The organism is Streptomyces sp. NBC_00459, from assembly GCF_036013955.1.
Classification (GTDB): domain Bacteria; phylum Actinomycetota; class Actinomycetes; order Streptomycetales; family Streptomycetaceae; genus Streptomyces.
In genome coordinates, this window is the sequence record NZ_CP107903.1 from 1,813,435 (window position 1) to 1,826,937 (window position 13,503).

Sequence of the window (13,503 nt, forward strand, 5' to 3'; positions counted from 1 at the left end):
TTCGGCGGGCGCGGAATCGCGCCCCCGAAGGGGCGCGGGGAACTGCGCGACCAACCCCCACCGGCCCGCAGCCAAAAACCCGCCCAGCCCGCGGAGCGCCCCGCATCAGACCGACGCCGAGATCGTCCGGATGACACGGTCCCGCTCCGCGTCCTCGCCGTACGCGTCGAGATGGATCTCGCCGGCCGCGAGGACGACGACCCGGTCGGCGACCTCCAGGACCTCGTCCACGTCGGCCGACAGGACCAGGACCGCGGCACCCTCCGCCGCCAGCGCGCGGGCGCGGCGGCCGATGTCGCGCCTCGCACCGATGTCCACGCCTCGGAACGGCTCGTCCAGGATGAGGACGCGAGGGCGTTCGGCGAGCCAGCGGCCGACGACGACCTTCTGCTGGTTGCCGCCGGAGAGTTCCTCGACGGTGGAGTGCTCGTCCCGGGCGACGACACCGAGCGCCTCGATGGTGTCGCGGCCCAGGGCGTCCTCCTTGGAGCGGTTCACCAGCCCGGCCGTGGACAGGGACTTGAGGAACGGGAGCGAGATGTTCTGGGCCAGCGACCAGCCGGGCACCAGGGCGTCCGCGTGCCGGTCCTCGGGGACGAGGTGGATGCCGGCCCGGATCGCGTCGGCGGGGCGGCGGGGCGCGTAGGCCCTGCCGTCCAGTTCCACGGCCCCGGTGGTGAAGGGTTCCGCGCCGAAGAGACCGCGGGCGAGTTCCGTCTTGCCTGCGCCCAACAGGCCGACGACGCCGGTGACTTCGCCCGCACGCAGGTCCAGGTCCTGGGGTGTACGGCCGTCCAGGAGCCGTACACCGCGCAGGGAGAGCAAGGTCCCGCCCTGCTCTCCGGCGGGCTGCGGACGGGCGGTGGTCGCTTCCTGGGCCTGGGCGAGCATGGCGCGCAGGGCGCTGTCCCAGTCGAAGGGCTTGACCTGGTCCTCGGTGAGACGGCCGTCTCGCAGGACGACCAGCCGGTCCGCCAGTGCGTCGATCTCGCCGAGGCGGTGGGAGACGTAGAGGACCGCGATACCGTCGTCGCGCATCCTCTCGACCAGCGCGAACAGGCGCTCCGCCTCCGCCGCCGAGAGCGCGGACGTCGGTTCGTCGAGGATCAGGAGCCTCGGGCTGGTCGCCAGGGCGCGGGCCAGGATCAGCAACTGGCGGTCGGAGATGCCGAGTTCGGTGACGTCCCGCTTGAGCAGGGCGTCGCTCCAGCCGAGGTCGAGGGCCGACTGGATCTCGCGGGCGCGGGCCAATACACGGCGCCCGTTGAGGAACGGGTTGCCGCGGGCCTGGGCCAGCTCCTCGAAGACCAGGTTCTCGGCGACGGTGAGCCCGGGCACGATGCCCTCGCCGATCCGCTGGTGCACCGTCTGGATGCCCAACTGACGTGCGGCGAGCGGCGACTGGAGGACGGCCGGGGAACCGTTCACCGTCACCTCGCCGCCGTGGTCCGTGTGGACGCCGGACAGGATCTTGATGAGTGTGGACTTGCCGGCCCCGTTCGCACCGAGCAGCGCGACGACACTGCCCGGTGCGATGTCCAGCGAGACGGACTCCAGGACCGTCCTGCCGCCGAAGGCCATGCTGACGTCCCGCAGACCGACCGCGGGCGTGCCGCCGGACGGTTCGGACGGTTCCGACGGGCCGGACGCCTCAGTGGGCGACATTGGCGATCCAGTCGGCCGTGCTGACCTGGGAGAGGTTCAGCGCGGGCAGCGCGGCGCGCAGCTGGTCCATGTTCTGGATCTTCTTGCTCTTCAGGAAGTCCTGGGTGATGGCGACGGCCGGGAACTCGACCGAGGTCTTGTTCAGCTGCCCGGCCAGCTCCAGGGCAGCCGTACGGACGACCGCGGCGCCGACTGCGGACGGGTCGGTGCCCGCGGTGGCGACCCAGGGGCTGTCCGCGGCGGTCATGTTCTGGATGTCGGCGTTGGAGACGTCCGCGCCGAACACCTTCACCTTGTCCTGCAGCTTCTTGTTCTGCACGGCGAGGACCGTGCCCTTGGCCAGCTCGTCGTAGGGGGCGAAGACGCCCGTCACGTCCGAGTGCTGGGTGAGCGCGGCGGAGACCAGGGGAACGTTGTCAGTGGCCGTGGAGTCGGTGACCTTGCCGACCTTGAAGGCCTGCTTCCAGCCGTTGGCGTCGACCGCCGACTTCCAGACGCTGTCACGCTTGTCGAGGGCCGCGTAGCCGGCGACGTTGACGTAGCCGACCTTGGCGTTCTTGCCGAGTTCCTTCGCCATCACGTCGAGGACGGCCTGGGCCATGCTCGCGTCGTCCTGCTTGGTGCTGACGACGCCCTTCGTCGCGGTCTCGACGTCGTAGACGACGACCTTGATGCCCTTCTTCACGGCCTTGTCGATCTCGGGCTGGATCGTAGACGGGAAGCCGTGGTCCACGATGATCGCCTGCGCGCCGGAGTTGATCGCCGAGGACAGGTCGGTGGCCTGCTTGGCGTTGTCGGCCTGGGCGTCGTACACGGTCAGGTCGATGCCGAGGGCCTTGGCCTGCGCCTTGGCGCCGTTGCCCCACTGCTCGAAGTAGTCGCCGGCGCCGCTCTGGCGGACCAGGGCGACCTTGACCGTGCCCTTGTCGAAGGGTGCGGGCTTCGTACCGGTGGCGGCGGACGCGGAGGCCGCCGTGTCACCGGTGTCCTTGGAGGCGTTCGTCGACTGTGAGCACCCCGCGAGGAGGAGCGCCGAGACGGAGGCCAGCGAGAGCGCGGCGAGGGGGAGACGGGTGCGGGACATGCGGGACTCCAGGGGCAGGGCAGCACGGGAGGGAGGGATGAGGATGAAGGGCGCGATGGCCGGAAGGCATAGGCGCGGGAGTGTCCGGCCCCGAGAGCGAGGCGGCGGCGTGGGGCGGGATTCGCGCCACGGCCGGGGCGTCTCGGGTACTCCGGGTCAGGTCAGCGACAGCGGGCTGTGGTCGACCGGAGCAAGTCCACGTACAGCCGCCGCACGAGCAGCAGCGTCTTCATAGGGAGATCATGAGAACGTTTCCAGCCATTCGTCAAAGCCTTGGACACCAGATCTCAGCATGTGGAACGCCGGATTCGTCACACTCTGCCGACCTGCCGACGGGAGTTACCATCACGGAACCGGCACCCGACCCGGGACAGTGAGGCTTCCGATGACGACGACACCCTGCGCGACAGCGGTACGACGCTGTACCGACGCGCTGTGTCGCGGCTGTCGCGACTGACGACCGGCCCCGGCCCCTCCTGTTTCGCCCCCCACTCCCGTTGCCCCCTCTCTCCCTTCTCGCTCTCCCCCGCTCCCCCTCCCTCCGCTTGCCTTCGTTTCGTTGTCGCATCCCTTCCAGCCATCTGGAGTTGCTCCCATGACCCTGTTGACGACCTGGCCCGAGTCCGGCCCGGAGACCGTCGTACGCCGTACCTCCGACCCGGCCGAGATCGCCGCCGCGCTGGCCCCGATCGGGGTGCGCTACGAGCAGTGGCCGATCCGCGAGGACGTGCCCGCGGACGCCGACAGCGACACCGTGTTCGCCGCGTACGGCCCGGAGATCGACAGGCTGAACGCCGAGGAGGGCTTCACCACGGTCGACGTCCTCGGTCTGCACCCCAGCGACGACCCGGAGTTCCCGGCGAAGGCGAAGGCGGCCCGCGCGAAGTTCCTCCAGGAGCACACGCACGACGACGATGACGAGGTCCGCTTCTTCGTCTCCGGCTCGGGCATCTTCTATCTGCACGTGGGCGGCGAGGTGCACGCCGTGTACTGCGAGAAGGGCGACCTGCTGGGCGTGCCGCGCGGCACCACGCACTGGTTCGACATGGGTACCAGTCCCGCCTTCACCGCGATCCGCTTCTTCCACGAGGAGGACGGCTGGATCGGCAACTTCACCGGCTCGACCATCGCCTCCCGCTTCCCGGACTACGACACGATCGACGCCGGGTTCCAGCAGGACAGGGCCACCGCGTGACCCTGCGGGACGAGGGGACCGACGAGGGAGCCGGCACGTACGCCGTGGACGGTGTGGACGCCGTGGTGCTCGACATCGAGGGCACCACGAGCGCCACGGGGTTCGTTGTCGACGTGCTGTATCCGTACTCCCGCTCACGTTTCGGAGCACTGCTCTCGGAACGGAGCGGTGATCCGGAGGTGGCGCGGGCGGTGGCTCAGGTGCGCGAGCTGATCGGCGAGCCCGCCGCCGACGCCGCGCTCGTCGAGAAGACGCTCAACGCCTGGCTGGACGAGGACCTCAAGGCGACGCCCCTCAAGACCCTCCAGGGCATCATCTGGTCCGAGGGCTTCGCGCGCGGCGACCTCGTCTCGCACTTCTACGACGACGTCCTGCCGGCGTTGCGCGCCTGGCACACGGCGGGGCTTCGGCTCCACGTCTACTCCTCCGGGTCGGTCGCCGCGCAGCGCGCGTGGTTCGCGTCCACCCCGGAGGGCGACCTGCTGCCGCTCGTCTCGGGCCTGTACGACACCGAGAACGCGGGACCCAAGCAGGAACCGGAGTCGTACCGCCGGATCGCTGCGGCCACCGGCACCACGGACCCGAGCCGTCTGCTCTTCCTCTCCGACCGGCCGGGCGAACTGGACGCGGCGCGCGCCGCCGGGTGGCGGACCGTCGGGATCCGGCGGCCCGGGGAGCCGTACTACGAGCAGGGCGTCGGGGACCACGCGCAGGCGGGGTCGTTCGACGCCATCAGCATCACCGGTTCCACCGGTTCAATCAGTTCCACAGGTTCCGTCAGTTCAGGGAGCACCACGTGACCGCCGACATCAGCACGCTCGACCTGGAGGAGGCGGGGGCGGTACTCGCCGCCGAGTCCGCCCGCTTCGCCTCCTTCGGCTGGATGCGGGGCACCTCCGGCAACCTGTCCGTGGTGTTGTCCCGGGATCCGCTGCTCCTCGCGGTCACCGCGAGCGGCCACGACAAGGGCGAACTGACTCCCGCCGACGTGGTGTTGGTGGACGCGCTGGGCGCGGCGGTGGACGGCGGCAAGCCGTCCGCCGAGGCCGAGCTGCACGCCCGCGTCGCCGCGCTGACCGGGGCCGGTGCGGTGGTGCACGTGCACACCGTGGCGTCGGTGGCGATGGGTCGGCGCGAGCCGGGCGGGATCGTGTTCAAGGACGTCGAGATGCTCAAGGGAGTCGGCCAGCCCGCCCACGACGTCGAGGTGACCCTGCCGGTCATCACCAACAGCCAGGACATGAAGGTGCTGGGCGACCGCCTGGAGGCGGCACGCGAGCCCCGGATGCCGGCCGTGGTGGTCGCGGGGCACGGGCTGTACGTGTGGGGGGACGACCCCCGTCAGGCACGGCACCACACCGAAGTCGTTGAGTGGCTGCTGGAGTTGGAGCTTTCACAGCGCTGACGTCCGGCGCGGTACAGGCAGAAGGGGGGCACCGGAAACCGGTGACCCCCTTCTGCTGTTGCCCCCTACTGCAGGCGCTCGCCCGGGAGTTCACCGGAGGACACCTCCAGCACCCCCCGTTCCGTGACCAGTCCCGTCACCAGTCGCCCCGGTGTCACGTCGAACGCCGGGTTGTGGCCGCGCGACTCGGCGGGCGCGGTCCGTATGCCCGACCACTCCAACACCTCGTCCTCGCTCCGGAGTTCGATGTGGATGTCGTCGCCGGTGGCCGTCGCCAGGTCGACCGTGGTCGTGGGCGCCGCCACCAGGAACGGGATGCCGGCGTCCGCGCAGGCGAGCGCGACCCCGACCGTGCCGACCTTGTTGGCGGTGTCGCCGTTGGCCGCGATCCGGTCCGCGCCGACGATCGCCGCGTCGACCTCGCCGCGCAAGATCGTGCCGGCCGCGGCCCCGTCCGCCTGGACGTAGTGCGGTATGCCCTCCTGGACCAACTCCCAGGCGGTCAGGCGCGATCCCTGGAGCAGCGGGCGCGTCTCGTCGGCGTACACGACCTCCAGCCGGCCGCGCGCGTGCAGTTCGCGGATGACGCCGAGTGCCGTACCCCATCCGGCTGTTGCCAGGGCGCCGGTGTTGCAGTGGGTCAGGATGCGCAGCGGGCGGTCGCCGACGGTGGAGGCAACGCGCTTGAGGAGCCAGTCGGCGCCGTGCGCGCCCATCGCCCGGTTGCCCTCGACGTCCTCGCGCTGAACGGCGGCGGCCTCTTCGAGAACCGCCTCCAGGCCCTCCTCGAAGCGGGTCATGACCCGGTCCACGCACACCATGAGGTTGACCGCTGTCGGCCGGGCCTCGCGGATCCGCGCCACCGCCGCCCGCACCTGGTCCTCGGTCCAGCCCTCGCGTTCGCCCTGGAGCAGCGCGAGGGCGACCCCGTACGCGCCCGCCGCGCCGATCGCGGGCGCGCCGCGTACGACGAGCCGCTGGATCGCGTCCACCAGGGTGTCCACATCGCGGACATCCCTGGTCTCGTTGCGGTGCGGCAGCAGGGTCTGGTCGATGAGCGCGAGGCTGTTTCCGGTCCAGCCGACGGCGCGCAGTTCCTGGGGCATGACGGGGCGCTCCTGAAGTTCCGACGGTGCGCGACACCGTACATGACCTCGGCGAACCACAGTTCGAGACAACTGAGCCGGTGGCCGAATTCCGGTGTTAGAGTCCAGCACCCGCACCTGTAGGGCCCATGTGAAGGAGGACGCGTGCTGCTCACCATGCGCCGCTTCCTCGACCACGGCCGGTGCGCGAGCGACGGCTGTCGACGCTGACCCGTCCCCCTCGGCGTCCCCCGTGCCGTCCCGCTCTTCCCGTTCTTCCTCCCCGTGCTCAGCGCAGAGCGTGGGCTGTGCCGTACGTACCTCCGGAAGGTCCCCCGATGCCTCGCAGATCCCGTCGTACGCTCCCGCTCGCCGCCATGACCGCGCTGCTCGTCGCCGGTGCCACCGCCTGCAACGCCGCCGCGAAGGACGACGCCTCCTCGGACAGCAGCGCGGGCAGCACGTCGTTCACCCTCGTCACGCCGGACGCCGTCGGGCAGAACGAGTTCCTCAAGCTCGCCGTGACCGGCGTCAAGGCCGCCGCGAAGGCGCACAACGGGACCGAGAAGGTGTTCGAGTCCACCGACACCGCCTCCCAGCAGCAGAACGTGCAGGCCGCCGTCGACGCGAAGCCCGACGTCGTCGTGCTGGTCGGCTTCGAGTTCGCGGACCTGGTCGCTCAGCAGGCCGCGGCGCACCCGAAGCAGCAGTTCCTGATGATCGACGCGTGCACGACGAGGGCGATCGACAACGTCAGCTGCGGGGTCTTCCGCGAGCACGAGGGCGTCTTCCTCGCCGGTGCGGAGGCCGGGCTGCTGAGCGAGAGCGGCAAGGTCGGGGCCGTGGACGTGCTGGACACGCCCGTGTTCCGCCGCTTCAGCGACCCGTTCGCGGCCGGTGCCCAGCATGTCGCCGCGAAGACGGAGACCGACACCCGCTTCGTCGGCGGCCAGTCCCCGTTCGACGACTCGGCGCGCGCCAAGGAGCAGGCGAACGACCTGCTCTCCAAGGGCTACGACCAGCTGATGGCGGCGGCCGCGGCCGGCAACTACGGCGTGTTCGAGGCGGCCAAGGCGAAGGGCGCGTTCGCGTACGGCGTCGACGTCAACCAGTGCCCCTCGGCGCCCGGCACGGTGGTCGACAATGTGATCAAGCGCACGGACATCGCCGTGGAGAAGGGCGTCGAGCAGGTCCTCGCCGGTCAGACGGGCACGACCACCTCGTACGGCCTCAAGGAGGGCGGCATCAGCCTCACGGGTCTGGAGAAGGGCGTCGACTCGTCCCAGTGCGTGATCGCCGAGCACCCCGACGTCCTGAAGAAGATCGAGGCGCTGCGCGACCAGATCGTGTCCGGAGAGCTGACGGTCGATGACCCCGCCGCCGTCGGCTGACCGGGAGGCGGCGGCTGTCGAGCTCCGGGGAATCACCAAGCGGTTCCCCGGCACGCTCGCCAACGACGCCGTCGACCTCACCGTCCGGCGCGGCGAGATCCACGCTCTGATGGGCGAGAACGGCGCCGGAAAGTCGACGCTCATGTCCGTCCTGTACGGGATGGAGCGCCCGGACGCCGGTTCGGTACGGATCGACGGGAACGCGGTCGCGTTCTCCGACCCGGGCGACGCGATGGCCTCCGGGCTCGGCATGGTCCACCAGAGCTTCAAGCTGTTCGACTCGCTGACGGTCGCCGAGAACGTGGTGTACGCCGCCGAGCCGCGCCGTTTCGGCCTGGTGGACCGGGGTGCGGCGCGCCGCCGGGTGCGTGAGCTGGCCGAGGAGCACGGGCTCGCGGTCGATCCGGACGCCCGGGTCGGTGACCTGCCCGTCGGGCTGCGCCAGCGCGTGGAGATCCTGAAGCTGCTGCACCGCGGCGCCCGGACGCTCATCCTCGACGAGCCGACCGCCGTCCTCACGCCCGCCGAGGCGGACGCGCTGTTCGCGGTCCTCAAGTCCCTTGCCGCACAAGGCCGTACGGTCATCCTGGTCACGCACAAGCTGCGCGAGGTCCTCGAAGGCAGCGACAACGTCACGGTGTTGCGGGACGGCCGGGTCGTCGCCCGGCTGGTCACCGCCGAGACGTCCGCCGCCGAGATCGCCGCCGCGATGACCGGCCGTGCCGTGGAACTCGACCGCGTCCACGCCCCCGGCACCCCGGGCGAGGTGGTCCTGGACGTCACCGGCCTCGCGACGGACGGTGTACGGGACGTCCGACTCACCGTCCGCGCAGGGGAGATCGTCGGTATCGCGGGCGTCGCGGGCAACGGCCAGAGCGAGCTGGTGGAGGCGCTGGCCGGACTGCGGCCGGTGTCCTCGGGCCGGGTCGCACTGCTCGGCGACGACATCACGCACGCCTCGGCGACCGAGCGCCGCGCCAGGGGCCTCGCTTACGTCCCCGAGGACCGGCACGCCGTCGGTACGGCGCCTGCCGCGTCGGTCGCCGACAACCTGGCGATGGGCCACCACCGCACGTCACTGTCCGCACGCGGGCTGCTTCCGCCGGCCGCCGTACGAGGTCACGCGCGGCGCCTGATCGAACGCTTCGGCATCAAGGCGGCGTCCCCGGAGGTGCCGGCGTCCGCACTGTCCGGCGGCAATCTGCAGAAGCTGCTCATCGGGCGCGAACTCGCCCACGACGCACCGCTGTTGCTGGTCGAGCAGCCCACGCGCGGAGTCGACATCGGCGCCGTCCAGAACATCCACGACCAGCTGATCGCCTACCGCGACGCCGGCCACGCCGTCCTGCTCGTCTCGGCCGAGCTGAGCGAGATCCGGGGGCTCGCGGACCGGGTCCTGGTGATGTACGAGGGCCGGGTGACGGCGTCGTACGAGAGGGCCGAGGCGGACGAACGGACGCTGGGGCTCGCGATGGCAGGCGGCGCCGGCGGTTCGGCTCCGGTGGCCTCAGTCGCCCCGGTGGCCCCGGTGGCCCCGGTGGAGGTCGGGGACTGACATGAAGCAAGCAACCCGAATATCGCCGGTCGCCCACGTGACGAGAGCTCTCCGCTCCCCCGTCGCCTTCTCGGTGCTGGCCGGGGTCGTCATCGGTGCCCTGTTCCTCATCGGGACCGGCGCTGATCCGGTCGCCGCGTACGGAGCGGTGCTCAGCGGCTCGCTCGGTGCCGACGGCATCGGGTCGACGCTGACCACCCTGACGAGCGTGCTGGGCCTGGCCCTCGCGCTGGCCGTGCCGCTGCGCGCCGGGCTCATCAACCTGGGCGGGGACGGGCAGATGGTGCTCGGCGGGATGGCGGCGGCCGTGACGGGGCTGTACTCGCCGCTGCCCGCGCCGCTCACCGTCGTCCTCGCGCTGCTGGCGGGTATGGCGGCCGGTGCCGGGTACGCGGCCCTCGCCGCCCTGTGCGAGAACCGGTTCGGTGTACCGCTGCTGGTCAGCAGTCTGCTGCTCAGCTACCCGGCGGCGTCCTTCGCCTCCTACCTGGCCCGCTACCCGCTCAAGGAACCGGGTTCCAGCCTCCCCCAGACCCGGCAACTGCCGGACGGGGTCGCGCTGCCCGCGTTCGGTTCGTCGACCGTGACGGTGGGGCTGCTGCTGGTCGTCGTGGCCGCCGCCGCGTACTGGTTCACCGACCGGCGCACCGCCTTCGGCTACGAGATACGGATGACCGGTCTCAACTCCCGGTTCGCCGCGTACGCGGGCGTCGAGCGCAAGGGCCTCACGCTCCGGCTGATGGCGGTGTCGGGCGCGCTGGCCGGACTCGTGGGCGCCATAGGCGTGTTGAGCTTCCCGTACCGCTTCCTGGACGGCTCACTCACCGCGTCCGGCTACACCTGGACGGGTCTGACGGCGGCCCTGCTGGCCGCTGCCGCGCCGGTCGGCACGGTCCTCGCGTCCTTCTTCTTCGCCGTGCTGCAGGTGGGCGGCCTGTCGATGGAACGGACGACCGAGGTACCGCGCGAGCTGACGCAGGTGCTCCAGGCCATCGTGATCGTGTTCCTGGCAGCGCGACTGCGCTTCCCCCAGTGGTGGTTCAACCGTCGTAAGGAGGCGGTGTGATGTTCTTCGACTCCGATCTCCTCATGTCGGCGCTGCGCGCGCTGACGCCCATCCTGCTGGCCGCGCTCGGCGGGGCGATCTGCGAACGGGCGGGCGTCTTCAACATCGGCCTCGAAGGCATGATGCTGATGGGCTGCTTCACCGCGGTGGCCACCAGCTGGTTCACCGGCAGCCCCTGGCTCGGCGTACTGGCGGCGGCGCTCGCCTCCGCCGCCTACTCCCTGATCCTGGCCGTGGGCGCGGTGACCTTGCGCGCAGACGCGGTGGTGCTCGGAATCGCCCTGAATCTCCTGGCAGTTGGCCTGACCAGCTTCCTCCTCCGTACCGTCTTCGGCGTGCAGGGTACTTTCGACGACCCGTCACTGGCCGGGCTCTCGTTGGTCGGTGGCTTCTCACCGCTCGCGTATCTGGCGTGGGCGGCGGTCGGTGTGGCCGCGCTGATGCTGTCCCGGCATGTGTGGGGGCTCAGGCTGCGCGGGGTCGGCGAGGCACCGGACGCGGCGGCCACCCTCGGCGTGAGCCCGGTCAGGTACCAGTACGGGGCCGTGCTGGTGTCCGGCGTGCTGTGCGGGCTCGCGGGGGCCCAACTCGCCCTCGGCAACGTCACCTTGTTCTCCGAGAACATGACGGCGGGGCGCGGCTGGATCGCGGTCGTCGCGGTCATGCTCGGCCGTGCGCTGCCGCTCGGTGTGCTGCTGGCGGCGCTGCTGTTCGGCCTCGCGGAGGCCGCCGGTTTCCGCCTCCAGGGCCTCGGTCTGCCGCAGCAGGCGACCGACGCCGCGCCGTACGTCGTCACGCTCGGCGCCCTCTTCCTGACGACGGCCCGCCGCCGTCGCCGTACCCCTTCCACGTCCTCCACATCTTCCCCGTCTTCCACGTCCCCTTCCGCTGGAGCCGTCACATGACGCAGGACCTGTTGCCCGTCACCCGAATACCCCGCACGGGGCTGCCGCCGCGCGCGCTGGTCGTCGGCGATCCGCTGCGCGCCGCTCTCGTCGGCGCCAAGCTGGAGGACGCGCAGGAGGTGTCGTACCACCGCGAGTACCGGGTGTTCAGCGGGAGTTGGAAGGGCGTGCCGGTGGTGGTCGCCTCCCACGGGGTGGGCGCCCCGGGCGCGATCCTGCTGTTCCAGGAGCTGGCGGACGCCGGTGTGCGGACCTTCCTGCGGTTCGGTACGGCCGGTGCGATGAAGCCGGGGATCGGCGACGGCGACCTCGTCATCGCCGAGGCCGCCGTCCGGGACGACGGTGTCACCCAGCAGTTGCTGCCCCCGGAGTACCCGGCGGTGTCCTCCCCCGAAGCTGTACTCGCGCTCCAGCAGGCGGCGCGCGAGGCGGGCGCCCCGCACCACCGGGGCATCGTGTGGACGCGGGCCGCCTTCCAGCCCGGTCTCCTCCCCCTCTTCTCCTACGAGGGCGCCGGACTCGCCGCCATCGAGATGGAGTTGAGCGCACTGCTGGTGACGGCCTCGCTGCGGGGACTGGTCGCGGGCGGAGTGGTCGTCATCGACGGGGCGAACGCGGACGAACTCGTCGACGAGGCCAATCCCTTGTCGACAGGTCACTACGACCCGCACCGGGAGATCGTGGCGGCCGGCGTCGAACGCGGTGCGGTCGTGTCACTGGAGGCCCTGCGCCTGCTGGCGGAGAACGAGGCCGGTACCGACGACGAGGAGTACGGCGTATGAGCGGGCCCCGGAGCGAGCGGATCGACCTGCTGGTGCACGGCGGTGACGTGCTCACCGTGGACGAGGCCGGAACCGTCGTACCGGACGGGGCGGTTGCCGTCCGCGACGGCGAGATCGTCGCCGTGGGCCCGACCCAGGAGCTGACAACCCGGTTCACAGCCGACGAGTCCCTTGACGCCGCGAACTGCCTTGTTCTGCCCGGCCTGGTCAACACGCATACCCATCTCGCGATGACGTTCCTGCGCGGCCGGGCCGACGACGTCACCCTTCAGGGCTTCCTGGAGCGTGTGCTGAAGTGGGAGGCCCAGCTGCTCTCGCCGGAGAACGTGGCGGCGGCGGTCCGGGTCGCGATCGCCGAGAGCGTACGGGCCGGGGTGACCTCCGCGCTCGACATGTACTGGTTCCACGAGGCTGCCGAACAGGCGGCGCGCGAGGCGGGCTGGCGCCTGCACACCGGCCCCACCTTCATGGACGTACCGGAACCGCCCGACGGCATCGTCTACGAGGAGCGGCTTGCGTGGGCCCGGCAGGACCTGGCCGCCCGCGGGACTCCCCGACCCGGCCACCGCCCGATCCTCTTCGCGCACTCCACCTATACCCTCTCCCCCGACCAGCTGGTCGAAATCGCCGCGCTGGCAAGGGAGTTCGGCGCGCTGCTGCACATCCACGCCGCCGAGAACGCGACCGAGGTCGCCACCGTCGAGGTGCGGTACGGCAAGCGCCCGGTGGAGCTGCTCGACTCGCTCGGGCTGCTCGGCCCCGACCTGCTGCTGGCCCACGCCGTGGACCTGACCGGCCCGGAGATCGCGGCGCTGGCCCGCACCGGCACGTCCGTCGCCCACTGTCCGGTCTCGAACCTGAAGCTCGGCTGCGGGATCGCACCCGTGCCCAGGCTGCTCAGCGCGGGCGTGACGGTAGGTCTCGGCACCGACGGAGCCGTCAGCTCGAACACCCTGGACGTACTGGGGGCGGTCCGGCAGGCGGCCCTCGTGCACAAGGCGGCCGGCGACCCCACGGCCGTCGGCGCCGAACAGGCCGTACGCATGGCGACCGCCGAGGGCGCGAAGGCACTGGGCCTGGGCGACCGGCTGGGCTCCCTGGAGGTGGGCAAGCGCGCCGACCTGATCGTGCTCGACCTCGGTGCGCCGCATCTGCGGCCCCGGCACGACCCCTGGTCGACGCTCGCGTACGCGGCGCACTCCGCGGACGTCCGGGACACGGTCGTGGACGGCAGGGTCCTCATGCGGAACCGGACCCTGACCACCCTCGACGAGGCCGCCGCGCTCACCGGCCTGGAAGCACTGGCCTGACAGCAGGCGGGGAGGGCGGCCCGGCATCCGTACGGACTGCCGGGCCGCCACCCGAACGTG

At 71.3% G+C, this 13,503-nt stretch carries 12 protein-coding genes; 9 read left to right on the forward strand and 3 right to left on the reverse strand.

What is annotated here, in order from left to right:
- Nucleotides 1-105: 105 nt before the first annotated feature.
- Together OHN74_RS07815 and OHN74_RS07820 are read right to left on the reverse strand one after the other, a co-directional pair.
- The gene (locus OHN74_RS07815) at nucleotides 106-1,665 is read right to left on the reverse strand and encodes a sugar ABC transporter ATP-binding protein (protein WP_327693790.1); all 1,560 of its coding nucleotides are present in this window, start codon (nucleotides 1,663-1,665) and stop codon (nucleotides 106-108) included.
- Nucleotides 1,652-2,749: a substrate-binding domain-containing protein gene (locus OHN74_RS07820; protein WP_327693791.1), complete on the reverse strand. Its 1,098-nt coding sequence runs from the start codon at nucleotides 2,747-2,749 to the stop codon at nucleotides 1,652-1,654. The genes OHN74_RS07815 and OHN74_RS07820 overlap by 14 nt, the downstream gene beginning before the upstream one ends.
- Nucleotides 2,750-3,344: 595 nt before the next feature.
- On the opposite strand from OHN74_RS07820, the gene OHN74_RS07825 reads away from it, so the two are divergent.
- Genes OHN74_RS07825 through mtnB form a run of 3 tightly spaced genes read left to right on the forward strand, consistent with a single transcriptional unit; the run spans nucleotide 3,345 to nucleotide 5,349 of the window.
- Entirely contained in the window at nucleotides 3,345-3,944 is a 600-nt protein-coding gene (locus tag OHN74_RS07825) for a 1,2-dihydroxy-3-keto-5-methylthiopentene dioxygenase (RefSeq protein ID WP_327693792.1), read from the forward strand.
- A 2-nt stretch (nucleotides 3,945-3,946) separates the two neighbouring features.
- Nucleotides 3,947-4,744 carry an acireductone synthase gene (mtnC, locus tag OHN74_RS07830; protein ID WP_327700037.1) on the forward strand — a complete coding sequence of 266 codons (798 nt, stop codon included), beginning with the start codon at nucleotides 3,947-3,949 and terminating at the stop codon, nucleotides 4,742-4,744.
- Nucleotides 4,741-5,349, forward strand: coding sequence for a methylthioribulose 1-phosphate dehydratase (mtnB, locus tag OHN74_RS07835; protein ID WP_327693793.1), 609 nt, complete (start codon nucleotides 4,741-4,743; stop codon nucleotides 5,347-5,349). The genes mtnC and mtnB overlap by 4 nt, the downstream gene beginning before the upstream one ends.
- 65 nt (nucleotides 5,350-5,414) lie before the next feature.
- On the opposite strand, the gene mtnA is transcribed toward mtnB, so the two are convergent.
- A complete protein-coding gene (gene mtnA / locus OHN74_RS07840) occupies nucleotides 5,415-6,455 on the reverse strand; it encodes an S-methyl-5-thioribose-1-phosphate isomerase (protein WP_327693794.1) in 1,041 nt (346 codons plus the stop codon).
- 317 nt (nucleotides 6,456-6,772) lie between these two features.
- Here mtnA and OHN74_RS07845 point away from each other — a divergent pair, with 317 nt between their 5' ends.
- From OHN74_RS07845 to OHN74_RS07870, 6 genes are read left to right on the forward strand one after another with little or no spacing between them, the layout of a single operon-like run.
- Nucleotides 6,773-7,825, forward strand: a complete 1,053-nt coding sequence (locus OHN74_RS07845; protein WP_327693795.1) for a BMP family ABC transporter substrate-binding protein — start codon at nucleotides 6,773-6,775, stop codon at nucleotides 7,823-7,825.
- Nucleotides 7,803-9,380, forward strand: a complete 1,578-nt coding sequence (locus tag OHN74_RS07850) for an ABC transporter ATP-binding protein (RefSeq protein WP_327693796.1) — start codon at nucleotides 7,803-7,805, stop codon at nucleotides 9,378-9,380. The genes OHN74_RS07845 and OHN74_RS07850 overlap by 23 nt, the downstream gene beginning before the upstream one ends.
- Nucleotide 9,381: 1 nt before the next feature.
- The gene (locus OHN74_RS07855) at nucleotides 9,382-10,446 is read left to right on the forward strand and encodes an ABC transporter permease (protein WP_327693797.1); all 1,065 of its coding nucleotides are present in this window, start codon (nucleotides 9,382-9,384) and stop codon (nucleotides 10,444-10,446) included.
- Nucleotides 10,446-11,351 carry an ABC transporter permease gene (locus OHN74_RS07860; RefSeq protein WP_327693798.1) on the forward strand — a complete coding sequence of 302 codons (906 nt, stop codon included), beginning with the start codon at nucleotides 10,446-10,448 and terminating at the stop codon, nucleotides 11,349-11,351. The genes OHN74_RS07855 and OHN74_RS07860 overlap by 1 nt, the downstream gene beginning before the upstream one ends.
- Nucleotides 11,348-12,133, forward strand: a complete 786-nt coding sequence (locus tag OHN74_RS07865; RefSeq protein WP_327693799.1) for a nucleoside phosphorylase — start codon at nucleotides 11,348-11,350, stop codon at nucleotides 12,131-12,133. The genes OHN74_RS07860 and OHN74_RS07865 overlap by 4 nt, the downstream gene beginning before the upstream one ends.
- The gene (locus OHN74_RS07870; RefSeq protein WP_327693800.1) at nucleotides 12,130-13,443 is read left to right on the forward strand and encodes an amidohydrolase; all 1,314 of its coding nucleotides are present in this window, start codon (nucleotides 12,130-12,132) and stop codon (nucleotides 13,441-13,443) included. The genes OHN74_RS07865 and OHN74_RS07870 overlap by 4 nt, the downstream gene beginning before the upstream one ends.
- Nucleotides 13,444-13,503 lie beyond the last annotated feature (60 nt).